22 protein-coding genes and 1 tRNA gene are annotated in these 23,255 nt (G+C 69.6%); 4 read left to right on the top strand and 19 right to left on the bottom strand.

Annotation, left to right across the window (positions count from 1 at the left end; translation table 11 throughout):
• Positions 1 to 570: 570 nt before the first annotated feature.
• The 11 genes from IG98_RS0137970 to IG98_RS0137920 form a co-directional block, all read right to left on the bottom strand.
• Positions 571 to 1,095, bottom strand: coding sequence for a hypothetical protein (locus IG98_RS0137970; protein ID WP_030924004.1), 525 nt, complete (start codon positions 1,093 to 1,095; stop codon positions 571 to 573).
• Positions 1,092 to 1,610, bottom strand: a complete 519-nt coding sequence (locus IG98_RS0137965) for a hypothetical protein (RefSeq protein ID WP_157594757.1) — start codon at positions 1,608 to 1,610, stop codon at positions 1,092 to 1,094. The genes IG98_RS0137970 and IG98_RS0137965 overlap by 4 nt, the downstream gene beginning before the upstream one ends.
• A 203-nt stretch (positions 1,611 to 1,813) precedes the next feature.
• Positions 1,814 to 2,815, bottom strand: a complete 1,002-nt coding sequence (locus tag IG98_RS0137960; protein WP_030924000.1) for an ABC transporter ATP-binding protein — start codon at positions 2,813 to 2,815, stop codon at positions 1,814 to 1,816.
• Between the two features lie 232 nt (positions 2,816 to 3,047).
• The gene (gene rplL, locus IG98_RS0137955) at positions 3,048 to 3,437 is read right to left on the bottom strand and encodes a 50S ribosomal protein L7/L12 (protein WP_030923997.1); all 390 of its coding nucleotides are present in this window, start codon (positions 3,435 to 3,437) and stop codon (positions 3,048 to 3,050) included.
• Positions 3,438 to 3,518: 81 nt separating this feature from the next.
• Positions 3,519 to 4,043 carry a 50S ribosomal protein L10 gene (gene rplJ / locus IG98_RS0137950; protein WP_030923995.1) on the bottom strand — a complete coding sequence of 175 codons (525 nt, stop codon included), beginning with the start codon at positions 4,041 to 4,043 and terminating at the stop codon, positions 3,519 to 3,521.
• A gap of 294 nt (positions 4,044 to 4,337) precedes the next feature.
• Complete coding sequence (locus IG98_RS0137945) at positions 4,338 to 5,168, bottom strand: SCO4651 family lipoprotein (RefSeq protein ID WP_030923993.1); 831 nt, start codon at positions 5,166 to 5,168, stop codon at positions 4,338 to 4,340.
• 143 nt (positions 5,169 to 5,311) lie between these two features.
• Positions 5,312 to 6,025: a 50S ribosomal protein L1 gene (gene rplA / locus IG98_RS0137940; protein ID WP_030923988.1), complete on the bottom strand. Its 714-nt coding sequence runs from the start codon at positions 6,023 to 6,025 to the stop codon at positions 5,312 to 5,314.
• A 177-nt stretch (positions 6,026 to 6,202) separates the two neighbouring features.
• Positions 6,203 to 6,634, bottom strand: coding sequence for a 50S ribosomal protein L11 (rplK, locus tag IG98_RS0137935; RefSeq protein WP_030923985.1), 432 nt, complete (start codon positions 6,632 to 6,634; stop codon positions 6,203 to 6,205).
• A 146-nt stretch (positions 6,635 to 6,780) separates the two neighbouring features.
• A complete protein-coding gene (gene nusG / locus IG98_RS0137930) occupies positions 6,781 to 7,569 on the bottom strand; it encodes a transcription termination/antitermination protein NusG (protein ID WP_030923981.1) in 789 nt (262 codons plus the stop codon).
• Positions 7,570 to 7,641: 72 nt separating this feature from the next.
• The gene (gene secE / locus IG98_RS0137925; RefSeq protein WP_037972396.1) at positions 7,642 to 7,890 is read right to left on the bottom strand and encodes a preprotein translocase subunit SecE; all 249 of its coding nucleotides are present in this window, start codon (positions 7,888 to 7,890) and stop codon (positions 7,642 to 7,644) included.
• Positions 7,891 to 7,965: 75 nt separating this feature from the next.
• A tRNA-Trp gene (locus IG98_RS0137920) sits at positions 7,966 to 8,038 on the bottom strand.
• Between the two features lie 245 nt (positions 8,039 to 8,283).
• On the opposite strand from IG98_RS0137920, the gene IG98_RS0137915 reads away from it, so the two are divergent.
• Complete coding sequence (locus tag IG98_RS0137915) at positions 8,284 to 9,489, top strand: pyridoxal phosphate-dependent aminotransferase (RefSeq protein ID WP_030923975.1); 1,206 nt, start codon at positions 8,284 to 8,286, stop codon at positions 9,487 to 9,489.
• Positions 9,490 to 9,594: 105 nt separating this feature from the next.
• Here IG98_RS0137915 and IG98_RS0137910 read toward each other — a convergent pair whose 3' ends face one another.
• Together IG98_RS0137910 and IG98_RS0137905 are read right to left on the bottom strand one after the other, a co-directional pair.
• Positions 9,595 to 11,637, bottom strand: coding sequence for an ATP-binding protein (locus IG98_RS0137910; RefSeq protein ID WP_051753463.1), 2,043 nt, complete (start codon positions 11,635 to 11,637; stop codon positions 9,595 to 9,597).
• Positions 11,634 to 13,739: an ATP-binding protein gene (locus IG98_RS0137905; RefSeq protein ID WP_030923971.1), complete on the bottom strand. Its 2,106-nt coding sequence runs from the start codon at positions 13,737 to 13,739 to the stop codon at positions 11,634 to 11,636. Before IG98_RS0137905 ends, IG98_RS0137910 begins: the two co-directional genes overlap by 4 nt.
• Before the next feature lie 266 nt (positions 13,740 to 14,005).
• Here IG98_RS0137905 and IG98_RS0137900 point away from each other — a divergent pair, with 266 nt between their 5' ends.
• Entirely contained in the window at positions 14,006 to 15,025 is a 1,020-nt protein-coding gene (locus IG98_RS0137900) for an adenosine deaminase (protein ID WP_030923969.1), read from the top strand.
• Here the strand turns inward: IG98_RS0137900 and IG98_RS0137895 are convergent.
• The 3 genes from IG98_RS0137895 to IG98_RS0137885 are packed head-to-tail and all read right to left on the bottom strand — an operon-like array spanning position 15,014 to position 18,425.
• Positions 15,014 to 15,787 (bottom strand): hypothetical protein, encoded by a 774-nt coding sequence (locus tag IG98_RS0137895; protein ID WP_051753462.1) that lies wholly within the window; start codon positions 15,785 to 15,787, stop codon positions 15,014 to 15,016. The two genes, IG98_RS0137900 and IG98_RS0137895, sit on opposite strands and share 12 nt — an antisense overlap.
• Positions 15,774 to 16,346: an RNA polymerase sigma factor gene (locus tag IG98_RS0137890; RefSeq protein WP_030923964.1), complete on the bottom strand. Its 573-nt coding sequence runs from the start codon at positions 16,344 to 16,346 to the stop codon at positions 15,774 to 15,776. Before IG98_RS0137890 ends, IG98_RS0137895 begins: the two co-directional genes overlap by 14 nt.
• 42 nt (positions 16,347 to 16,388) lie before the next feature.
• Positions 16,389 to 18,425, bottom strand: a complete 2,037-nt coding sequence (locus tag IG98_RS0137885) for an ATP-binding protein (protein WP_157594755.1) — start codon at positions 18,423 to 18,425, stop codon at positions 16,389 to 16,391.
• A gap of 382 nt (positions 18,426 to 18,807) precedes the next feature.
• Between IG98_RS0137885 and IG98_RS0137880 the strand changes: the two genes are divergently transcribed.
• Both IG98_RS0137880 and IG98_RS0137875 read left to right on the top strand, forming a co-directional pair.
• Positions 18,808 to 19,518, top strand: coding sequence for a class I SAM-dependent methyltransferase (locus IG98_RS0137880; protein WP_245651890.1), 711 nt, complete (start codon positions 18,808 to 18,810; stop codon positions 19,516 to 19,518).
• A gap of 282 nt (positions 19,519 to 19,800) precedes the next feature.
• Positions 19,801 to 19,980, top strand: a complete 180-nt coding sequence (locus IG98_RS0137875) for a hypothetical protein (protein WP_030923957.1) — start codon at positions 19,801 to 19,803, stop codon at positions 19,978 to 19,980.
• An 82-nt stretch (positions 19,981 to 20,062) separates the two neighbouring features.
• On the opposite strand, the gene IG98_RS0137870 is transcribed toward IG98_RS0137875, so the two are convergent.
• The 3 genes from IG98_RS0137870 to IG98_RS0137860 all read right to left on the bottom strand — a co-directional run bounded on the left by IG98_RS0137870 (position 20,063) and on the right by IG98_RS0137860 (position 23,184).
• Positions 20,063 to 21,208 carry an acetyl-CoA C-acetyltransferase gene (locus IG98_RS0137870; RefSeq protein WP_030923953.1) on the bottom strand — a complete coding sequence of 382 codons (1,146 nt, stop codon included), beginning with the start codon at positions 21,206 to 21,208 and terminating at the stop codon, positions 20,063 to 20,065.
• 172 nt (positions 21,209 to 21,380) lie between these two features.
• On the bottom strand, positions 21,381 to 22,253 hold the full coding sequence (locus IG98_RS0137865) for a class F sortase (RefSeq protein WP_030923949.1): 873 nt from the start codon (positions 22,251 to 22,253) through the stop codon (positions 21,381 to 21,383).
• Positions 22,254 to 22,266: 13 nt separating this feature from the next.
• Entirely contained in the window at positions 22,267 to 23,184 is a 918-nt protein-coding gene (locus tag IG98_RS0137860) for a hypothetical protein (protein WP_030923947.1), read from the bottom strand.
• Positions 23,185 to 23,255 lie beyond the last annotated feature (71 nt).

The raw sequence follows: 23,255 nt of genomic DNA, 5'->3' as shown, positions 1-23,255 counted from the left end.
GCAACCAGTCGAAGGACTCGGTCTGAAGAGCGAGAAGATCAGGAACTTCGAGCGGCTCCTGAATTCGTGCGAAAGACACACGACGGGGACCGGCGGGTACGGCGAAGGCGTTGCGCGAGGCTGCCAACAGATGTCCTTCCGAGGGCTCGCGGCGGACTGACTACACGCACGCCAGACGACCATGCATCAGAGCACCAAAAGAAGCGGGTCGTCAAAGGGCAGCGCAAAGGGGCAGTGTAGCCGAACGGCACACACCTGTCCACCTCAGTCTCACTGCAAGCTCCACGTTGGTCGCAGCATCGCCCGTCGGAGCCGAAACGTCAAGCCCGGGAGCTGACATTTCGGCCGGGAAATAGCCGAGACCCTGGGAGTTTTCCCACCGGATGACCTGCGCACACCCCAGGATCCAACATGATGCCCGACCTGGTGCGGCTGACGCTGAGTCACCCGGCGGTTCGAACGTCAGCCGATGGTTCGACTGACGATCGACGCTGCCATGGCCGGTGTACCCAACCTCGGACCTATCCCAAACCAAGGCTTTACTAACAATTGAATGAAGCGACGCGCCGATCATGGCGACGGAGGATCTCCGAGCAGTGTGGAGAGCTCGGCGACGAACCAGCGAGAGTCCTTCTTGACCATGATGAACCTGGCCCGGTTCTGGCTGACCTGCCGACGCGGTTCCTTCTCCCCCTGAGGGGTCTTCACGGTGCTCATGTTCATGAACAGCAGCACCTGGACCCGACCGGAGTCGCCGGACTCCACCGACTCCACACCCGCCCCGATCACCGTCGCCTGCTGCACGGTTCTCTGCTCCCTGGCCTGCGCGGCCATACCCCTGGTCAGCTGCCTGTAGTGCAGGCTGAGCGCCCCGGTCGTGTAACCGCCCGCCCTTGCGAAATCCTGTTCGATCGTACGATAGTCATAGGACAGCATGTCGGCGGCGACCGACCGGGCCGCCGCGAGCGCCTCCTGTCCCGCTCTCTCGTCCGCGCGCAGCCTGCTGAGATCTGTGAACATGACCCAGACCACCGCCGCGAGCGCGAGCGCCACGACGGCCATGAGTCCGACCGCCAACCGGGAGGCGCGTGTCACGGCACCAGCTCCGCCTTGGACACGAGCCAGGTATCCCCGACCTTGGTCACTTCCATGTTCCACCGGTGGAACTGCTCCCGTGGAGCGTTCTTACTCCCGTCCCACCGGATCACCTCGTCGCCCACCACCATCACCTGGGCCGTGTCCCCTGCCAGCGAGACCAGCCCCAGGGCGCGTAGCGCGCCCGCACGGAGGATCTTGTCCTTGATCGTGCTCTCCCTGCGCTCCGCGGCGGTTCTGACGTACTCGGCCCTGGCCTCACCTGTGGAGCCGTCGAGGATTCGCTGGATGTCGGCGTCGACGCTCCGGTATCCGACGGAGAGCAGGCGCACCGCGTGCGCTCCCGCCGCCCGCGTCGCCGCCTGCCTGTCGTCCGCCGCCGCCTGGGCGTCACGCAGGTCGGTGCCGATCCAGAACGCGGCGACGAGCAGCATCGCGATCAGCACTCCGAGCACCGATGCCGCGCCCCTGGGCGCGCGACGGGGGCGGCGGGGGCGAGCGGCGTGCACTGCCATGCGTTCTCTCCCATCGCACGGTCCGTGGAACGCGAGCCGGTGAGCGCGGCTCTCCCGCCACCGGGACGGCATGCTCCCCGATCGCCGGATCATAACCCGCCGCACAGAGCCGCATACCAGCCTTTGCCCACCTGCTTCAGGCCGTTTCGCCCAGCGTTTCGCTCCGTGCGGTGAACGGCGGGACGCCCGCTACCCGCCCGCGGTCAACGTGCGCCGTGGACGTGCGCCGTGACCAGCCGGGGATACTCCTCCAGCCAGTTCCGGCCCCTCTCGTCCACGAACGAGTTGGGCGGCGGGATGACCCCGTTGGCGGCCAGCCACGAACCTGGCGGGCGCTGCGTGCGGCGGATCCGGCTATCGCTCGGCATCAGCTGCGGCGGGATCGGCGGCAGCACGCCGGGGTCGTGCCCCATCTGGGCCTCGGCCTCCAGCTCGGAGACGTCCTTCTCCTCGGACATGCCGATCGGACCGTGCTTGCGGGCGTTGAGGAACTGCCGGACCACCGGCTCGTCGCTGGAGAGCAGCATCTCTCTCGGCCCGAACATGACCAGCTCACGCCGGAACAACATGCCGATGCTGTCGGGCACCGTGCGGGCGGTGTTGATGTCGTGGGTGACGATGAGGAAGGTCGCCTCGGTCTCCGCGTTGAGATCCACGATCAGCTGGTTGAGATTGGTCGTGCGAACCGGGTCGAGGCCCGAGTCGGGCTCGTCGAACAGGATGATCTCGGGGCCGAGGACCAGTGCCCTGGCCAGGCCCGCGCGCTTGCGCATGCCGCCGGAGATCTCGCCGGGAAGCTTGTCCCCGGCTCCGGCCAGCCCGACGAGCTCCATCTTCTCCATCACGATGCGGCGGATCTCGGTCTCGCTCTTTCTGGTGTGCTCGCGCAGCGGGAAGGCGACGTTGTCGTAGAGGTTGAGCGAGCCGAACAGCGCCCCGTCCTGGAACAGCACGCCGAACAGCCGCCTGAGCTCGTAGAGCTTGTTCTCACTGCAGTTGGCGAGGTCGTGCCCGTCGATCCAGATGTGGCCGCGTTCGGGCCTCAGCAGGCCCACCAGGGTCTTCAGGAACACGGACTTGCCCGTGCCGGACGGACCGAGCAGCACGGAGATCTCGCCTGCGGGAAGCGTCAGCGTGACGTCCTCCCAGATGACCTGTCTTCCAAAGGACTTGGTCAGACCCTCGACCACGACTTCGACGCCCACGTGCCGCCTTTCAGGAGCCCGCGGGACGTGTCCGTCCCGCGGCGTGCCGGAGACCTCGCCGACAGAACCTGCGACTGCATCAACCGTAGCCGCGATCGCCCGAATTGGAAGAGGGTCCAATAGCTTCCGCCGATCGTTATGCCGCGGTTATAAGACATCGCGTCCAACAGGGCGAACACAAAAAGAGCGGGCCACCGGCACCAGGTGGACCCGCTCTTTCCGGTAAGACGAACTACTTGACGGTGACCGTCGCGCCGGCACCCTCAAGGGCGGCCTTGGCCTTCTCGGCCTGCTCCTTGTTGACCTTGCCGTCGAAGACGGACTTGGGAGCACCGTCAACGAGGTCCTTGGCCTCCTTGAGGCCCAGGCTCGTCAGGGCGCGGATCTCCTTGATGACCTGGATCTTCTTGTCGCCGGCGGCCTCGAGGACGACGTCGAACTCGTCCTGCTCCTCGACCTCTTCGGCAGCGGCCGCACCGGGGGCGGCAGCGGCGGCGACGGCGACCGGAGCGGCGGCCTTGACGTCGAAGGTCTCCTCGAAGAGCTTCACGAAGTCGGACAGCTCAAGGAGAGTCATCTCCTTGAAAGCGTCGAGCAGCTCGTCGGTGCTGAGCTTCGCCATAATGGTTCCTCCATACGGATCTGACTACTGGGAAAGTTGGGACCGCGGTTGCGTTAATCCCCTGTGACCGCCTGCGCGGACCTACTCGCCGGCGCCTTCGCGCTTGGCGCGCAGTGCCTCGGCCAGCTGAGCCATGTTGGTGGGCAGCGCGTTGAAGACGGCGGCCGCGTGGCCCTGCTTCGCCTTCATGGCGCCGGCCAGCTTCGCGAGGAGAACCTCACGCGACTCGAGGTCGGCAAGCTTGGTGATCTCGTCCGGCGTCATCGACCTGCCGTCGACGACACCGCCCTTGATGACCAGGAGGGGATTGGCCTTGGCGAAGTCACGCAGACTCTTGGCAGCCTCGACCACGTCGCCGTTGACGAACGCGATCGCCGACGGACCCGCGAGCAGGTCGTTGAGCTGGTTGAACCCGGCCTCGGTGGCCGCGATCTTGGTCAGCGTGTTCTTCACCACGGCGAACTTCGCATTCTCACCGAGAGAAACGCGCAGCTGCTTGAGCTGGGCGACGGTGAGACCGCGGTATTCGGTCAGAACGGCAGCATTGGAGCCGTCGAAGCTGCTCTTCAGCTCAGCGACAGCCGTTGCCTTTTCTGCCTTCGCCATGGGCCTCCTTCCAGATGTGCCGCCGGGGTAAGGGCCCATGAAAAACAGACAAGCCCCGGCGCAGGCGCACGGGGCTCACATAAGGAGGTTAATCCAGATGAAAACTCACATCACACCTACGCGGGCCGTCCACTGACGTGGATCCTTAAGTCATCAAGCCATGCGGCCCGACGACGACCGGCGGTCTTCGGCGTTGACAGCGTACGCCCTGCCGTCCACGAATGCCAAATCAGTCCTGGAAGCCGGTCGCGCCCCCCGCCCATGCGGGCGGGGGGCGCGAATCTCGGGAGGGACTCAGTTTCCGCCACGGTGCTCGGGCAGGTCGCCCACCTGGTCGGCGGGCGGCGCGGTGATCTCGACGGGCTCGTTGAAGCCCTTGAAGAGCGCCGTCAGGCTGAACGTCACGTCCTGCTCGGAGCCACCGAGCGTGACCTTGCGGGGCAGGCTCTGCGCATCGGCCCAGAGGTCGAACTTCACGTTCTTGACCCGCGAGAACTCCTCCTGGAGCTTCTCGCGCTTGGCCGGGTCGAGCAGCTGTGCGGCCTCGGCCACCGGGAAGGTGCCGCTGTAGTGGGTGGTGTCGACCCCGCCGACCGTTTCGGTGCCGATCGCCTTGACGTCCTTCGAGGCGGTCAGCAGCTTGACGGTGCCGGCCAGGTCGAACTGCTGGGCCTGGTCCATGAACTGCCTGACCCCGGCCTGCCCCTTGGCGTCGAGCTCGCTGAGCGGCACCTTGACCCACGGCTTGGTGGCGCCGGCGAACCTGTTGAGGAGCTCGGACTTCACGTAGACCGTCTCACCCGACAGAATGGCCCGCGCCCCGCCGGGCACGTTCTGGCCGCCGAAGGTGACCGTGTCGAGCTTGATGTCCGTCGCCAGCTGGGGCTTGCTCTGGTAGAGCATGCTGCCCTGGATCTTGCTCGCGCCCTTCTCTCCGCCGCTCGCGTCGAGAACCAGGTCCGCGGAGTAGGAGGTGACCTCCTCGGCCTTCTGCGCGCTCTGCTGCACCGCGTCGGCCGCGGCCAGTTTGACGTTTCCAAGGGAGCCGGTGCCCTGCGCACCGCATCCCGCGACCGCGACGAGCGCGGCCGCTCCCAGTGCCACTGCCGGAGCCAATCGGCGCATTTCGTCTTCACCCTTTCGTTCCCCCGATGATCCTGACTACGACAGTACGCGTCGGCAAAGCCGGGCGCGTCGTTCGGAAGAACGAAGAAAGGCCTCAACCGAATGGCCATTCGGTTGAGGCCCTCTACGAAAGACGTCTGGTATCAGGCGTCGAGCTCGGCGGTCAGCGCCCGCGTCTGGTTGGGGTCGACCTGGATGCCGGGGCCCATGGACGTGGAGAAGACGACCTTCTTGACGTAGCGTCCCTTGGCCGCGGACGGCTTGAGACGGATCACCTCTTCGAGGGCGGCGGCGTAGTTCTCGATGAGCTGACGCTCACCGAAGGACACCTTGCCGATGATGAAGTGCAGGTTCGCGTGCCGGTCGACACGGAACTCGATCTTGCCGCCCTTGATGTCGGTGACCGCCTTGCCGACGGCCGGGGTCACGGTGCCGGTCTTGGGGTTCGGCATCAGGCCACGGGGGCCGAGCACGCGGCCCAGGCGGCCGACCTTGCCCATGAGGTCCGGGGTGGCGACGACGGCGTCGAAGTCGAGGCGGCCCTTGGCGACCTCGTCGATCAGCTCGTCGGCACCGACGATGTCGGCACCCGCGGCGCGGGCCTCCTCGGCGCGGTCACCGGTCGCGAAGACCAGGACCCGGGCGGTCTTGCCGGTGCCGTGCGGGAGGTTGACGGTGCCGCGGACCATCTGGTCGGCCTTGCGGGGGTCGACACCCAGCCGCAGGGCCACCTCGACGGTGGCGTCGAACTTGGCGACGTTGGTCTCCTTGGCCAGCTTGGCCGCCTGGGCCGGGCTGTACAGGGTGTCGCGGTCGACCTGCGCCGCTGCGGCGCGGAATCCCTTGCTGCGCTTCACTTGCTCACTCCTGTGAATCCGAGTGTCCGTGGTGTGGGCCTGCGCAGGCCCCTCCACTTACTTCGACGTTTGGTGGTCTGACGCGATCGAGATCGCGCTCGCCGCCGACCCCTGTTCGATCTCGCGGACGCGCTTCACCGCCGCGAGGTCACCGCCGGGTCCGTACGGCGGGTGTCACTAGTCGGCGATCGTGATGCCCATCGACCGGGCGGTGCCGGCGATGATCTTCTCGGCCGCCTCGATGTCGTTGGCGTTGAGGTCCTGCATCTTGGTCTCGGCGATCTGGCGCAGCTGCTCCTTGGTGAGCTTGCCGACCTTGTCCTTCTGCGGGACGGCCGAACCCTTCGCGACACCGGCGGCCTTCTTGATCAGCTCAGGCGCCGGAGGCGTCTTCGTGACGAAGGTGAAGGTGCGGTCCTCGTAGATGGTGATCTCAACGGGGATGATGTTGCCGCGCTGGGCCTCGGTGGCAGCGTTGTACTGCTTCACGAAGTCCATGATGTTGACGCCGTGCGGACCGAGGGCGGTACCGACCGGCGGCGCGGGCGTGGCCTGGCCAGCGGGAAGCTGAACCTTGACGAGCGCCGCAAATTTCTTCTTAGGAGGCATGTCTTCTCTCCGGGTCCTTCTTCTCTGAACGGGGTTCCTGATCCCCGCGACCGCGGGGCACACCGCGGCTGTACGTTGACCAACGCGGCGAGCTTGGAACCATCCCCGCGACCGCGGGGCAGACTGACGAAGTCTACGCGACCGGCCTAGATCTTCGAGACCTGGTTGAACGAGAGCTCGACCGGGGTCTCGCGGCCGAAGATCGACACGAGCACCTTGAGCTTCTGCGACTCGGCGCTGATCTCGCTGACCGTGGCGGGCAGCGTGGCGAACGGGCCGTCCATGACGGTGACGGACTCACCGATCTCGAAGTCGACGGTCGCGGCGGAGGCCTTCGCGGTCGACTTCTTGACCTCTTCCGACGGCTCGGGCGCGAGCAGCTTGGCGACCTCTTCGAGGCTCAGCGGGCTCGGCTTGTTGGAGAGGCCGACAAAGCCGGTCACGCCGGGCGTGTTACGCACCGCGGACCAGGACTCGTCGGTGAGCTCCATCCGGACCAGCACGTACCCGGGCAGCACCCGCTCCTTGACCAGCTGGCGCTTGCCGCTCTTGATCTCGGTCACGTGGTGGGTGGGCACCTCGACCTGGAAGATGTAGTCCTCCATGTTGAGGGACTGCGTACGGGTCTCGATGTTGGACTTCACGCGGTTCTCGTAACCGGCGTAGGAGTGGATGACGTACCACTCGCCGAACAGACCCCGCAGGTGCCGCTTGAACTCCTCGACCGGGTCGACGTCGGGAAGGACGTCACCGTCTTCGTCGACGGCGCCGGTCGGGGCCTGCTCGGCCTCGTTTTCGGCGTCGGCGTCGGTTTCGGCGTCGACATCCTGCCCGTCGGACTCGCCAGGCGAATCCTCGGTGACGTCTACGGCCTTCTCCAGCTCATCCTCGCGCTCTTCACGGGGCTCGCCGGCCGACTGTGCAGACTCGGACACGGTGCTCTTTCTCTTTTCGTCGATGGCTGATGGACTCGTCCGTGGGGCGGCCCGCCCGCCGGAGACCGCGGCTCAGGCTCCGCCGAAGATTCTCAGCACGCCCTCGGTGAACAGCGCATCCAAAGCCGACACGATCCCGACCATGATCAGAACGAAGACCAGGACGATGATGGTGTACGAAATGAGGTCTTTGCGCGTGGGCCAAATGACCTTACGCAGCTCGGCGACAACCTGCCGATAGAAAAGGGCGGGAGAAGTGCGCTTCGCCTTCTTCTCACCGCTCGGCTTGTCTGCGGTTTCGCCGCGCGTGTCGATCGCCACAGTCCTCACCTGAATCCATCGAGTCCAACGCATATCAGCGGCGCGCTAGACGCCAGATGCGCGGACCGCTCCTCGCAGGGCACGAGGGACTCGAACCCCCAACCGCCGGTTTTGGAGACCGGTGCGCTACCAATTGCGCTAGTGCCCTAAGACATGAACCACCATACATCGGTTGGACCGAAGTTTGTCCGCGGCTCACGGTCTTGACCGCCGGTTCACGCATGCGGCGGAAAGAACATGCCGGAGTCTACGTGTGATTGCTCACTTCGTCGAACCGGCGGGCGATCGCCCAGCTCAGCGAATCTCTCCCGCCCGCTCGGGCCTGCCGGAGCGGCCCGCCCGGATGGTGGATACCCGGCGGGAACAGCGGCACAGGTCTGTAACCATGGAGGTATGACCCGTCCCCGCATCTCAACACGCATCTCCGCGATCTCAGAGTCCGCCACGCTGGCCGTGGACGCCAAGGCCAAGGCGATGAAGGCGGCAGGCCGCCCGGTCATCGGCTTCGGCGCCGGCGAGCCGGACTTCGCCACTCCCGGCTACATCGTCGAGGCGGCCGTCGAGGCGTGCCGTAACCCCAGGTTCCACAAGTACACGCCGGCCGGCGGCCTTCCCGAGTTGAAGCAGGCCATCGCCGACAAGACGCTCCGCGACTCCGGCTACCAGGTCGACGCCGCCCAGGTCCTGGTCACCAACGGCGGCAAGCAGGCCGTCTACGAGGCGTTCGCCACGCTGCTCGACCCGGGCGACGAGGTACTGGTCGTCGCCCCCTACTGGACCACCTATCCCGAGGCGATCAAGCTGGCCGGCGGCGTCCAGGTCGACGTGGTGACCGACGAGACGACCGGCTACCTGGCGAGCGTGGAGCAGCTGGAGGCGGCGCGCACCGACCGGACCAAGGTCCTGCTGTTCGTCTCCCCGTCCAACCCGACCGGCGCGGTGTACTCCCCCGAGCAGGTCGCCCAGATCGGCCGCTGGGCCGCCGAGCACGACCTGTGGGTCGTCACGGACGAGATCTACGAGCACCTGACCTACGGCGACGCGACGTTCGCGAGCATCGCCACGGTGGCCCCCGAGCTGGGCGACAAGGTGGTGATCCTCAACGGCGTCGCCAAGACCTACGCGATGACCGGCTGGCGGGTGGGCTGGCTGATCGGCCCCAAGGACGTCGTCAAGGCCGCGACCAACCTGCAGTCGCACGCCACCTCCAACGTCTCCAACGTCGCCCAGATCGCCGCGCTGGCCGCCGTCGCCGGCGACCTGTCGGCCGTGGCCCAGATGCGCGAGGCCTTCGACCGCCGCCGCCAGACCATGGTCCGGATGCTCAACGAGATCCCGGGCGTGTTCTGCCCCGAACCGAAGGGCGCCTTCTACGCCTACCCGTCGGTCAAGGAGCTGCTGGGCAAGGACTTCGGCGGTCGTCGTCCGGCGACCTCCGCCGAGCTGGCCGAGCTCATCCTGGAGGAGGCCGAGGTGGCGGTCGTCCCCGGAGAGGCGTTCGGCACCCCGGGCTACTTCCGCCTGTCCTACGCGCTCGGCGACGACGACCTGGTCGAGGGCGTGGACCGCATCGTCAAGTTCCTCGGCCAGGCCCGCTGAGTGCCTCTCAGAGGCAGGCCGCACCCCTCCCCGCCCCCGCCCGGTCGGGCTCCGGCCCGGCGGGGTCGCGGCGGACGGCCTCCGTGCCCGCCGGATGAGTCCGGTTCAGTCGCACAGCGCGTAGGTCACCGCGGACTCGAAGTGGGAGGCCGTCCCCTCGGCGAAGGCCCGCGCGTAGGCGACCTCTCCGATCAGGCCCTCGGCGCGGGCCGCGGCGGCCTCGCGGAGCCCGGTCATGGTGTCGGCCCCGAGACCGGGCAGCCCGAAACCGCTCCAGATGCGCTGCGCGGCACCGAGGAGCCAGGCGGCGCGGAAGCCGTCACCCGCGGCCGCGGCGATCCGGGCGAACTGGTCGAGGACGAGCACACCGCCGACCGCGTCTCGCAGCCCCCAGTTGACCTCCAGCGCCGCCCTGGCCGCCGCTGAGGCCTCGGCGACCTCCCCCCGGCCCAGAAGGGCCAGCGAGCGGATGTAGTCGCTCAGGGCTCGCTGGGAGAGCTCTCCACGCGCCTCGCAGTGCCGGCGCGTCTCGCGCAGGATCTCCACCGCCTTGTCGAAGTCGCCGCCGAACGTGGCGGCCATGGCCAGCAGGAGGGGAACGGAGAACAGGCCCGACGAACCGGGCTCGGACTGTCGCAATCCGGCGGCTCCGTGTAGCGCGTACCCCCGCGCGCCCTCCAGGTCGCCGGCGAGCAGGCAGGCCCCGGCGAGGCGGAGGTGGGCGTGGGCCTCGGTCTCGCCGTCGCCGTGGCGCCGGGCGCTCTCGGCGCTCTCCGTGGCCCGCTCGCGCGCCAGAGGTATGTCGCCCGCGAGGAGCGCGAGGTGGGCGGCGACCCAGAGCGGCCTTGACCTGGCTCGGTCCGGGGCCGGTACGGCGGCCAGCGCGCGGTCGAGGTAGTGACGGCCCTCCCGGACGAAGCCCAGGTGACACCAGAGAACCCACAGGGCTCCGGCCAGCTCCAGAGCGGTGCGGTGGTCGCCGTCCGCGAGGCAGCGGTCGAGTGCCGCACGGATGTTGGGCAGTTCCGCGCGCGCCCAGCACGCCCATTCGAGCTGGCGGGGGCCGCACCACTGGGCGTCCATGCGATGGGCGGCGGCCAGGTAGTGATCACGGTGGCGGCGGCGCATCAGCGCGCCCTCGCCCAGCTCGTCGAGCCAGTGGCGCCCGTAGTCCCTGATGGTGTCGAGCAGGCGGTAGCGATCACCCACGCGGGCGACGACGGACTTGGTCACGAGTACGGCGAGCACGCCGGCCACGTCGGGCAGACACTCGTCCGCGCAGACGCCGCGCGCCGACTCCTCGTCGAAGGTGCCCGCGAAGACCGACAGGCGGGCCCAGAGCAGGCGTTCGGCGGGCGTGCAGAGCTCGTGACTCCAGCCGGCCGCGGTGCGCAGCGTGTGGTGGCGTACGAGGACCCTCTCGCCGTCGGCCGGCAGCCTGAAGCGGTCTTCGAGCTGGTCGGCGAGCTGGATCACCGACAGGCCCCGCGTGTGACTGGCCGCCAGCTCGATGGCGAGCGGGACGCCGTCGAGCCTCCGGCAGAGTCTGGCGACGGCCATCATGGCCCGCTCGTCCGTGCGCAGCCCGGGGGCGACGGCCGTCGCACGGTCCAGGAAGAGGCTCATCACGTCGTACCCCGCGAGGTCGGCGGCCTCGGGCGGGGGGACGGGAAAGGGATCGACACCCATGACGACCTCGGACGGCAGGCAGAGCTCCTGGCGGCTGGTCACGATGATCTGGACGTCGGGCGCGCCGGTCAGGATGGCCGTGACCATGGCGGCACAGGGACCGACAAGGTGCTCGCAGGTGTCCAGGACGAGCAGGAGCCGCCGGTCGGCGAGGAACTCGACGAGGGCCGCGAGGGCCGGGCGTCCGGCCCTCGCGGGCAGGCCGAACATCCCGGCGACGCTGCCGGCGAGCAGGTCGCCGTCCGTCTCCGAGGAGAGTTCGGCCACCCAGACGCCGTCGGGGTAGTCGTCGCGGACGTTCCGCGCCGCCTGGAGGGCGAGGCGCGTCTTGCCGACGCCCCCGGCGCCGTGCAGGGTGAGCAGGCGCGTTCCGGTGAGGAGTTTCGTGATCTCGTCAAGCTCGGCGGCGCGTCCGAAGAAACTGTTCATCGCGACCGGCAGGTTGCCGCGCGGCGTCAAGAAAGATCCCCCTGGATCGCGTGTTCCACCGCGTCGCGCAGGCTGATCGAACCTCCCCGCTCCTCCAGCCGGTCGAACTCCGCCCTGCCCAGACGCCCGCGCAGCCTCAGCTCGGACGTACGGATCAGGCTCGCGATCATGGGTGAGCGGCTGGGCGGGACCCCGGCGTTCTTCCAGGCGGCGCGGGAGGCCCCGAACATGGTGGCGGCGAAGACGTCGGCGGCGGATGATTCGGCGATCACGACGAACACCTCCAGCGCCTCCATCAGCGAGACGGTGTCGCCGAACAGGCGGCCGCCGCGCAGGGAGTCGCGGGCGGACTCCACGGCCGACCCGGTGTTGCCGAGGAGGTGCTCGGCCTGGCCCAGGAGGAGGTCGAGGCGGATGAGGGTCCAGTAGTCGCCGCAGGACTCGCAGAGCTCATGTCCCTCTCGCAGGATGGACACGGCCTGGTCGTGGTGGCCGGCGAGCATCATGGCGGTGGCGACCACCGTGTAGGTGGGCAGGAAGCCGGGGAAGACGTTGCCGGTGGAGCGGTGGCGCACCCGGGCGTGCTTGATGAGCCGCAGGGCCTCGCCCACGTCGCCCCTGACGACGGCCAGGTGGGCCTGGAACTGGCTGACGTAGGCCGTGGCGTAGCCGTTGGCGTCCTCGGCCGCGCACTCGGTGAGGATCCGCTCGGCGCGTTCGAGGTCGCCGCGCTGGATCGAGACCCAGGCGTGCACCCAGAGCGCCTTGACCCGCTCGGGACTGACCGTGCGGTCGAGGTCGAGGCCGCGCTGGAGAAGGTCGTCGCCGGGTGCCTGCATACCGCAGCACGCCCACAGGAACCACAGGTTGCCGACCAGGTCGAGACCGCGACGGTACTCCTGCGGCCGGGAGTAGCAGTATTCGATGGCACCGCGCATGTTGCCGCATTCGAGGACCAGCCTGCGGTACCACTCAAGCTGGCGGCCCTGCCAGCTCATCTCGGCGCGGGCGGACAGGGCGAGGAAGTGGTCACGGTGGCGGCGCTGGATCTCCTCGGTCTCGCCGAGCCGGTCGAGCCAGACCAGGCCGAACTCGCGGACCGTGTTGAGCAGGCGGTAGCGGACCCCGTTCTCACCCTCCTCACGGACCAGGACGGACTTGTCGAGCAGACCCAGCAGGCCGTCCAGGATGTCCTTGGCGGCGAGGACGCCACCGGCGCAGACCTCCTCGGCGGCCTCGATGTCGAAGGTGCCGGCGAAGACCGAGGCCCGTGCCCACAGCAGGCGTTCCGTCGGGGTGCAGAGTTCGTGGCTCCAGCCGAGGGCGACGCGCATGGAGCTGTGCCGCCGGGGAGCGGAGGGGAACCGGTGCGGTTCCGCGTCGTGCCCTTCGCCGTGGCCTCCGCGACCGGCCGAGGGGGCCGTACGGCTCTCGAAGGCCGCGGCGAGTTCGTCGGGTGAGGCCATGCGGCCGTCGAAGGCGGCGAGCCCGGCCGTGGAGAGCGGGCGGCCGTCGAAGGTGACGAGCCCGTCGAGGACCCCGGGGCCGCCTTCGGCCACGGCCAGCCGGATCGCCAGCGGCAGGTTGTCGAGGCGCTCGCAGAGCTCGGCCGCGTCGGGGCCGCCGATCAGGCCACCGGTAAGGGTGTCGATCAGGCTGACGGCGTCGGCGTCGGGCAGCCCGCCGACCGGATAGAGGTGCTCGCCGGGCAGGCCCAGCCGCTGCCTGCTGGTGGCCAGGACACGCAGTCCCTCGACCGAGCGCAACAGCAGGCCGACCAGGATGCCCGTGACGCCGACGACGCGGTCGCAGGTGTCGAGGACGAGCAGGATCCGGCGCGTGACGAGCTCGTCGACCAGCGTCCGCAGCGCGGGGACGCCCGGCCTCCGGTGGACGCCGATCGCGTCGGCGAACGTCTCGGCCAGGGAGTCGAGGTCGCCGGGCGCCTCCGACAGCTCCACGATGTGGACGCCGTCCGGGAACCGGGGTTCGAGGGTGCGGGCCAGCCGCCGGGCGACGCAGGTCTTCCCGGCTCCGGCCGGACCGGTCAGCGTGACGTGCCGCACCCTTTCGAGCAGCGCGGAGACGTCGGCGAGTTCGGTCTCCCTGCCGACGAAGACGTCCGCTTCCATGGCAGCCCCAGCGTCCTGACAACGTGTGCATCTACCGTCGCACGGAGACATGGTCCACTGAAAGCCCGTTTCCTAGATTTCCTCGATATAACGGGGGATGCGACAAGGGCGGGCACTTCCGAAAGCCGACCACACCCGCCCCGAAATAACCTCCTCGTCGCCTTCCGCCATACAGGTCCCCTTTCGCCTTCCGTAGCGCGCGAGCGGACCGTCAGGTCGGGACCAAAGAACACCGGGGGTCACCGGAGGTACGGCACTCTATTGAAATGCCACGTCCCCTCATCGAACTGCCCAAGGCGCACCTGCACCTGCACCTCACCGGCTCCATGCGGCACTCGACCCTTGTCGAGCTGGCCCGCGAACACGGCCTGCACCTTCCCGACGCGCTTGAGGAGGACTGGCCACCTCGGCTGCGCGCCACCGACGAGCGTGGCTGGTTCCGGTTCCAGCGGCTGTACGACATCGCGCGCTCCGTCCTGCAGCGGGAGAGCGACGTCTACCGGCTGCTGCGTGAGGCGGCCGAGGACGAGGCGGCCGAGGGGTCGGCCTGGCTGGAGATCCAGATCGACCCGTCCGGGTACGCGTCGAGGTTCGGCGGGCTCACCTCGGCCATGGAGCTGATGCTCGACGCGACGCGCAGAGCCGCCGATCACGCGGGAATAGGGATCGCGGTCGTGGTGGCCGCCAACCGCACCCGCCACCCCCTCGACGCCAAGACCCTCGCCCGCCTCGCCACGCACTACATGGACCAGGGCGTGATCGGGTTCGGGCTCTCCAACGACGAGCGGCGCGGCCGGGCCCGTGACTTCGACGGGGCCTTCCGGCTGGCCAAGCGGGCGGGGCTGCTGGCCGTGCCGCACGGCGGGGAACTGCTGGGCGCCGCCAGCGTGGCCGAGTGCGTCGACGTGCTGGACGCCGACCGGGTCGGACACGGGGTGAGGGCGGCCGAGTCGCCACAGCTCATGGAACGCCTGGCCGCCCGGGGGATCACCTGCGAGGTCTGCCCGACCTCCAACGTCGGTCTCGGGGTGGCCGAGCGGGCCGAGGACGTACCACTGCGGCGCCTGTTCGAGGCGGGGGTGCCGATCGCACTGGGCGCCGACGACCCGCTGCTGTTCGGCGCCAGGCTGCTGCCCCAGTACGAGCTCGCCAGGCAGGTGTACGGCTTCTCCGATCCGGAAGTGGCCGAGCTGGCCCGCCAGTCGATACGGGCGTCGGCGGCACCGGAGGCGGTGCGCAAGAAGCTCCTCCAGGGGATCGACGACTGGCTGGCCTCAGCGGACTGAGCGGGCGATCTCCAGGGCGCGGCCGATGTCCCCGGGCCCCTCAAGGCGCAGGCCGACCTGCCCTCGCCGCCAGATGAGGGTGGGCCCGGCCGCGCGGGGGCGGGCCTCGGTCTCGCCACCGCCCCGGGGCAGGTAGGTCAGGCCGTGGTGGGCCGGGATCCACTGGGCCTCCGCGTCACCCACCCGGGTCTCCATCGGCCAGGGCGGTCCCAGCTCCTTCCGGTAGACGGGCAGGAGACCACCGTCGTACTCGTCCAGCCTGAGACCGGGCCAGAGCAGCGAGACCACCCGGCCGCTGTCGCTCACCCTGACCTCGTCGGGCTCGCCGAGCGCGGTGGGGACGGCGATCGGGAACGCCACCTGCCCTCCGGCCTGCTCCAGGGTGACCCGCCGCTCGCCCGGCAGCGGCTGGGGCGCCCAGGACGGCAGGGGCCCGGGGTCGCCGATCCTGAGCTCGACGCCCGCGAAGCGCAGGATCTCCACGACCGCCGCCCGTCCCGCGGGCGTCGCCCCCAGGAACAGCGCGACGAGGATCGCGACGGCGGCGACCACCGCCCGCCTCCGCGCCCGCCCGCCGGCCCGCAGCGTCCCCCACCCCCGCCGGAGCACTCCCCGGCCACCCGTGACCGCGGGCGCCTCGGGGGCGGGCACCTCCAGGCGGGCCCGTACGGCCCGCGCGACCTCGTCGGGGGGTGGGGAGGGGACGTCGAGGAACTCGCCGAGGTCGAGGAGCCTGGCCTCAAGGTCGTCAGATGAGGTCACGTGCCACCTCCTCACGCAGACGGGCCAGGCCACGGGAGGTCCGCGACTTGACGGTGCCGACGGGAAGATCGAGCACCTGGGCGGTCTCGGCCTCCGACAGCTGAAGGAGATACCGACAGACGACGGTCTCGCGTTCCCGCTCGGGCAGCGTACGCACCGCGTCGAGGAGCCGCGCCCGCCGGTCGGTGCTGACGGCCGCCTCCTCCGGGTCCTCACCCAGCGGCGGAACGGCCTCGGTGAGCCGCGCGGCCAGCCTGTCCCTGCGGCCCCGTGAGCGGGTCAGGTTGTGCGTCTCGTTCGCCACGATCCGCAGCAACCAGGGGCGGAACGGCGCGTCGCGGCGGAAGGACGTCAGGTTGCGGTACGCCTTGACGAACGCCTCCTGGACCACGTCCTCGGCCTCGTCGGCGGCTCCGAGCATGGCCGCGGTGCGGTGCGCGAGCACGCTGTAGCGGGCGACCAGGACCTCGTAGGCGTCCAGGTCACCTGCCAGCGATCGGGCGATCGCCTCGTCGTCGTCCGTCGGGGGGCTCCTTCGCGGATGTCCGAGAGATTCCACCGCATGCGGGCCCTTTCGCGAAACCCCCTCTGGCGAGCGCGCTCAGTGCAGGGCGTGGGCGACCGCCGCGTCCGGGTCGGTCTCGTAGCCCTCGGCGAAGATCGCGTCGTAGGTCTCGTCACCGAGCAGTTGCCTGGCCGTCCGCTCGGCGACGGTTCTCGGCTCGGACATGCCCGCCGAGCCGAAGCCCCGCAGCCCGAAGGTGGCCCGCAGCCGTACCACCGCCCCCTGGAGCCTGGCCGTTCGGTGGCCGTCGCCCTCGACCGCGGCGATCACCGCGAGCTGGTCGACGGCCAGCGCCACGCCGGCGGCGTCGCGCAGGCGCCACTTGACGTCGAGTGACTGCCGGGCGGCCTCCGCCGCCTCGCTCACCCTGCCGAGCCCCAGCTGGGCGATGGACAGGACGTAGTCGCCGCAGGCGCGGGCCCAGCGCTCGCCGCGCGCGTCACAGAGCCGCTGCACCTCCTTGAGCAGCGAGACGGCCCTGTCGAACTCGCCGCGCCAGGTGACCGCCATGGCCATGGTCACCAGGGCGAGGGGTTCGCCGACCGTGTCGGCCTCCGCCCTGCAGAAGTACTCGCGCACGCGCTCGACGCACGGCTCGACCTCGTCGAGGGCGCCGACATACAGAGCACGGCTGGCCAGCCGGAGCTGGGCGTGCCCGGCCGCCGCGTAGTCGCCCCAGTCGAGGGCCGCGGACAGCGCCGCCTCGGCCCTGCGGCGCCCCGTCTCCAGCTCGCCCCTGGCGATGGCCGCGCAGCCGTCGGCCCACAGGAGTCTGGGCAGGTGGGGGTCGGTGGCGGAAGCCGATTCGAGCGCGCGTGCCATGTGGTGGCGGCCCTCGTTCAATCGGCCCAGGCAGAACCAGAGGATCCAGAGCGTGCCGGCGAGCTCGACGGACACCGGGGAGGCGGGGTCGAGGGCCAGGCGCAGGTCGGTCATGGCGAAGGTGAGGCGAGCGGCCCACTCCTCCTGCCCGGGGCCGTACCAGCCGGTCTCGGCCCTGCGCGCCAGGTCGAGGTAGTGGTGGCGGTGCCGCCGCGCCAGCCTGGCCTCGTCCCCGAGCAGGGCCAGCCGCTCCCTGCCGTACTCCCTGACCGTGACCGGCTGACGGTAGCCACCGGGAACCCGGACCAGGAGGAACCTCCTCGCCAGGCTTTCCAGCAGGTCCGGTACGTCACCCAGGTGCTCGTCGCCGCACACCCGCTCGGCGTCGGCCGCGTCGAAGTTTCCCGCGAAGACCGAGAGCCTGGCCCAGAGCAGGCGTTCCCCGGGGCCGCAGAGCTCGTGGCTCCACCTGATCGCGGCGCGTACGGTCCGGTGGCGGGGCACCGGCGCCCGGCTGTCGGGCGGGGTCTCGAACCGGCTCTCCAGGTGGTCGGCGAGCCGCTCCACCGGCATGTCCCCCAGCCATCCGGCGGCCAGCTCGACGGCGAGCGGGACACCGTCCAGCCGCCGGCAGATCCTGGCCGCGGCCGCCAGGCCGGTCTCGGTCGTCTCCAGGCCGGGCGCCGCGGCGGCGGCCCGGTCGAGGAGGAGGCGGAGCGCGTCGTTCCCCGCCGTCCCCTCCTCCTGCGGCCACGGCGCGTCGAAGGGCCCGACGGGCAGCAGTGCCTCCTGCGGCAGTCCGAGCGGCCGGCGAGAGGTCGCGATGATCCGCACCCCCGGTGCCGCCGCCAGGATCTGGGCGACGAGGTCGCGGCAGGCGGGCAGGAGGTGCTCGCAGTTGTCGAGGAGCAGCAGGAGCCTCCTGCCCGCGAGAAACTCGACGAGCGTCTCGTCCTGCGTCCGCGCGGACCGCTCGGGGATGCCGAGGACCGCCGCGACCGTGTGGGCGAGCAGGTCGCCGTCGCGCTCGCCGGACAGCTCCACCAGCCAGGTGCCGTCCGGGTGGTGCTCGTGCCACCGGCGTGCGGCCCTGATCGCGATCCGTGACTTGCCGATGCCGCCGACACCGGTGACCGTGGTCAGCGGTGTGTCGGCCAGCAGCTTCAGCAGCCGCCGCACCTCGCCTTCCCGGCCGATGAAGCCATCCGTCTCCGCGGGCAGGTTCCCCCGCCACCATTGGACCTGTTCCATCGGTTCGCGCTCCTTCTCCACTTACCGGGAATAGCACTCCTCTCAAATCACGGACCGGTCGTCCGATGATTCCCCAGGGGGGTTTCCTTGTCCCCCGGTGCAAATCTCACCGCCGTATCGAGGTCGAACTTCTCCCGTACGGCGTGAAAGGCGGAAATGCAGGTGCTTTATAACTGATTCGGCGGAGCCGGTAATCGGGGGGCGAGCCCACCCGGAGGCCGATCCCCCGGGAGCGGCTCCCGGTGGCACTGCCCGTGGATCGTTTGAGGGGCCGTCCCGAGGGAAGCGCCATTAGACTCTGGCTGTCCCTGGCCGCGGCCTGTCGCCGCGGCCTTTCCATAACCGAGCTGGACGGAACCGCATGTCTGGGTATGACCGCGTAGTGCAACCCGCGGCCGGTGACGAGGCCCTGGAGAACCACCTTGGTGGGGACGAGGCCAGGAATTACCGGCAGTACGAGCTCGACATGGTCGCCCCGCACGTGGGCCGGTCCATGCTGGAGATCGGCTCCGGGCTTGGCCACTTCGCCGAGCAGTTCCTGCCCCGCCTCGACCGGCTGGTGGTCAGCGACTTCGACCCCTACTGCGTGGAGCAGCTCCAGAAGCGCTTCAAGGGGCGCGACGACATCGACGTGCTCCAGTTCGGCCTGCCGACCGAGATCCCCATCGGCGAGAAGGTCGACACCGTCGTGATGATGAACGTCCTGGAGCACATCGAGGAGGACGTCGAGGCCCTGCGGTCGCTCGCCAAGGTCACCCTCCCCGGCGGCCGGATCATCATCTGGGTCCCGGGCTACATGCAGCTTTACGGGGATTTCGACCGCAAGGTCGGCCACGTCACCCGCTACACCCCGGCCACCCTGCGCAGCACGGTCTCTCGTGCGGGCCTGGACATCGACGTGCTCAAGCCGATCAACTTCCTGGGCGGCATCGCCTGGTGGGCCGCGGTCCGCCGCGGCGGCGTCGGCTACCCCGACCCCCGCCTGGTCAAGATCTACGACCGCACCGTGGTACCCCTCACCCGCCTCATCGAGCGCTTCGTCCGCCCGCCGTTCGGACAGACCGTCTTCTGCGTCGCCCGCGTGCCGAAGTGATCTCCGCCCGCGCCGTCCCCTCCCCCGCGGCCATCGCGATGCCCGGCGCGGCGTGACAGCCGGGGGCGGCCGGGTGGCGGCCGGGGCGCGAACAAATCGGTTGCACGCCTCGACAGGGGCACCGTAAGGTCATTCACATGTGGATCAACTCCTAAGAGCCGGCGTCGATCAGCCTTCGCTGATCCGCCCGCACTCAGCATTTCAGCCCCGTTCGTCTGACGCGGCAGCTGAGTTGTCCGACCCGGGATCTCGCCGCGTCGTCACTTTCCTCAAGGAGTCCATATGCGAATTCATGCCGCCCGCAAGCGCAGTGGCAAGTCCAAGCCCGCCAAGACCACCAGGACCCACACCCCGCTGCCCGAGCACGTCGTGCCCGCGGCGCCCCGGCAGATGCCGATGCCGCCCGCACCGATGAGGCCCACCCGGCAGCCGCGCCGGATCCCCGGCAAGGGCGGCCGCTGACCTACGAAAAAGCCCCGGTCCACCGACCGGGGCTTTCCCGTCTCTCACGGTGCCTCGCGGTTCGAGGCCGCGGGCACCGGCGTCACAGACGCTCGATGATCGTGACGTTGGCCTGGCCGCCGCCCTCGCACATCGTCTGCAGCCCGTACCGGCCACCGGTCCGCTCAAGCTCGTGCAGGAGCTTGGTCATCAGGATCGCGCCGGTGCCGCCCAGCGGGTGACCCAGGGCGATCGCGCCGCCGTTCGGGTTGACCTTGGCCGGGTCGGCGCCGAGGTCGTTGATCCAGGCCAGCGGGACCGGGGCGAACGCCTCGTTGATCTCGGTGACGTCGATGTCCTCGATGGACAGGCCCGCCCTCTTCAGCGCCTTCTGCGTCGCCGGGATCGGTGCGGTCAACATGTAGACCGGGTCGTCGCCGGTGAGCGCCAGGGTGACGACGCGCGCCCTGGGGGTCAGGTTGTGGTCGCGGACCGCCTGCTCGGAGGCGATCAGGATCGCTCCGGAGCCGTCGGAGATCTGCGAGGAGGTGGCCGCCGTGATCTGCCCGCCGTCCCGCAGCGTCTTCAGCGACGCCATCTTCTCCAGCGTGGTGTCCGGGCGCGGGCCCTCGTCGTCCTCGACGCCGTTGAGCGGGGCGATCTGGTCCTTGAAGTAGCCGTTCGCGACGGCCTTGGCCGCCCGCTGGTGGCTCTCGTACGCGAACTGCTCCAGCTGCTCGCGCTTGAGGTTCCACTTCTCGCACATCAGCTCCGCGCCGCGGAACTGGGAGATCTCCTGCTTGCCGTACCGCTCGACCCACTTCTCGCCGAAGGGGAAGGGCATGCCCTTCTCCAGCGCCGCGCTGATGCTCGACCCCATGGGCACGATGCTCATGGACTCCACCCCCGCGGCCACGACGAGGTCCTGGGTGCCGGAGAGCACACCCTGGGCCGCGAAGTGGATCGACTGCTGGGAGGAGCCGCACTGGCGGTCGATGGTCACACCGGCGACGCTCTCCGGGAGACCCGCGGACAGCCACGCGTTGCGCGCGATGTCCATGCTCTGCGGGCCGAACTGCATGACACAGCCCATGATCACGTCTTCGACCGCCGACGGGTCGACACCCGTACGCTCGATGAGCGCTCCGAGGGTGTGCGCGGCCAGATCGGTGGGGTGGACGGTGGACAGACCGCCCTTCTTCTTGCCGACCGGGGTACGGACCGCCCCGACGATGTACGCCTCTGCCACAGTGCCTCCTGCGTGTGAACCGAGCTGCCTGCGAAACCGAGCATCATTCGGTCAGTAGGAGGTTACAACAGAACTTTCGTCCACGCCCTATCCGGGGTGCCCTCTCCCTTGAGGGGACACCCTGCCTTTTTACGAAATATCAGGAGCTCTGCGCTGACCTGGGCGGTGCCGCTCAGGCCATCCTGGTGCTCGTCATGGTCGCGTAGGCGATGACATTGTCCGTGTAATGACCGGTCGTGCGGTTATAGATGCCGCCACAGGTGATCAGGTGTAGCTGCGGGTTCGGCGACTCGCCGTACACCCGCTGGGTCGGGAACACCGACTTGTCCGCCTGCTCCAGCCCGCCGACGGTGTAGACGGCGATGACGCCGTCCTTTCTGTGCACCTCGATGACGTCGCCGTTGCGGATCTCGTCGAGACGGCTGAAGACCGCGCTTCCCAAGCGCGTGTCCTTGTGCCCGAGCATGATCGCGGGACCGGCCTCGCCGGGCGTGGGTCCCGAGCGGTACCAGCCGACCAGGTTGGGGTTACTGACCGGCGGCACCTCGATCGCGCCCTTGCCGTCGAGCCCGACGGATCTGACCGGCGCGTTGACGCCGAGCCGCGGGATGACCAGGCGGACCGGGCTGGAGGGCTGCATCGCCGGGGCCGCCGGCAGGCTGGGCTGGGGAGGCGGCGCGGTCGGGGGCGCCTGGAAGTACGGATTCACCGGCGCCGCCGCGGCCTGATTTCTGGGTGGCAGCGTGGTGCGCTCGCCGATGCCGTACTCCTCCGGTGCGGCCAGTACAAAGAGCATGCCCACCAGCACCGTGACCACCCCGGCGATCCCGGCCAGGATGAGCACCGACCGCATCACCCGCCCACCGTCGAGATGCCCGTCGAGATGCCCGTCGGGCTGTCCCCGTCGCGGCCACTCCTCGTACGGCTCCCCGTAGGGCGGGCCGTACTGCTGCTGGAACGGGTGCGGGTACTGCGGCTGGACCGGGACCGGCCGGTAGTGGGGCACGTGCCCGGGAGGTTGACCGCCCGGCGGGGGGGTGCTCATCCAGCCACCCCGATCAGCCTCGGCCCGCGGTGCGACGTCGCAGCACCATGCCGCCGATCCCGGCGAACGCCACCATCAGCACACCGCTGAGCATGATCATTCGGGCGTCGGGGCCCGCGTCCCCGCCGCCACCCGTGGCGGCCCCTCCGTCGGGGGTCTCATCGATCTGCCCGTCGGAGGAGGACTTCTCCGGCTTGGAGGTCTTGGTCTGGGTGACGGTGATCGTCGGCCTGGGAGTGGTGGTCGAACTCTCGGTCGCACTCGGACTGGCGCTCGTACTCGTACTCGGGCTCGCACTCGTACTTGTACTCGGGGAACCTGTTACCACGGTCACCCGCAGCGCGGCGGCGGCGGCCTCGGCCGAGTTGAGCGGAATACCGCAGTCGAGCAGCTCGGCCTCATTTCCGGTCCCCGTACCGGGGTCCAGGTACAGGGTGAACGGGCCCGGCTGGAAGGCCACCACGCCGGTCGCACTGGGGGTCACCGTGACGAGCAGGGGAGGTGCGGTGATCGGCTGCCCGGAGGCCGGGGGAGCCGCGGTGGCCGCGAGCGAGCGGAGTTCGGAGGGAAGTGCCAGGACCGGCGAGGGAGAGGCGTCGATCTGCACTTCCGCGTCGATGACGACACGCGCGCCCGCCGGGGCGGACGCGCTCGGGGTGAGGGTGGGCACCGTGGTGGGCTGGGCGATCTTCCAGGTCGCCACCAGGGGCGCGTTGGTCGCCGCCGCCGTCGGACCGCTGAGGTCCATCTGGAAGGTGTAGGTCGCCGACGGTGACGACACGCCGCCGAGCGTGCAGGCGTAGCTGACCGGGTTGGGGTCGGCGTACATGGAGGCGACCGCAGGGACCGCGCCGAAAAGAACGCCCGCGCCCACCGCGGCGATCGCGGCTGTCTTGACCGCGACGCGCCGCCGCGTCTTGGACTTCAGCACAGTCTCTCCCCATTCCAGATCTGTCGACCGGCTCGCACCGGCTTTGAGGCTTACACGCCTTGGTCAAGGTT

It is taken from the genome of Streptosporangium amethystogenes (assembly GCF_000721075.1).
GTDB classification, from domain to species: domain Bacteria; phylum Actinomycetota; class Actinomycetes; order Streptosporangiales; family Streptosporangiaceae; genus Streptosporangium; species Streptosporangium amethystogenes.
This window is presented reverse-complemented; position numbering and strand designations above follow the sequence as displayed.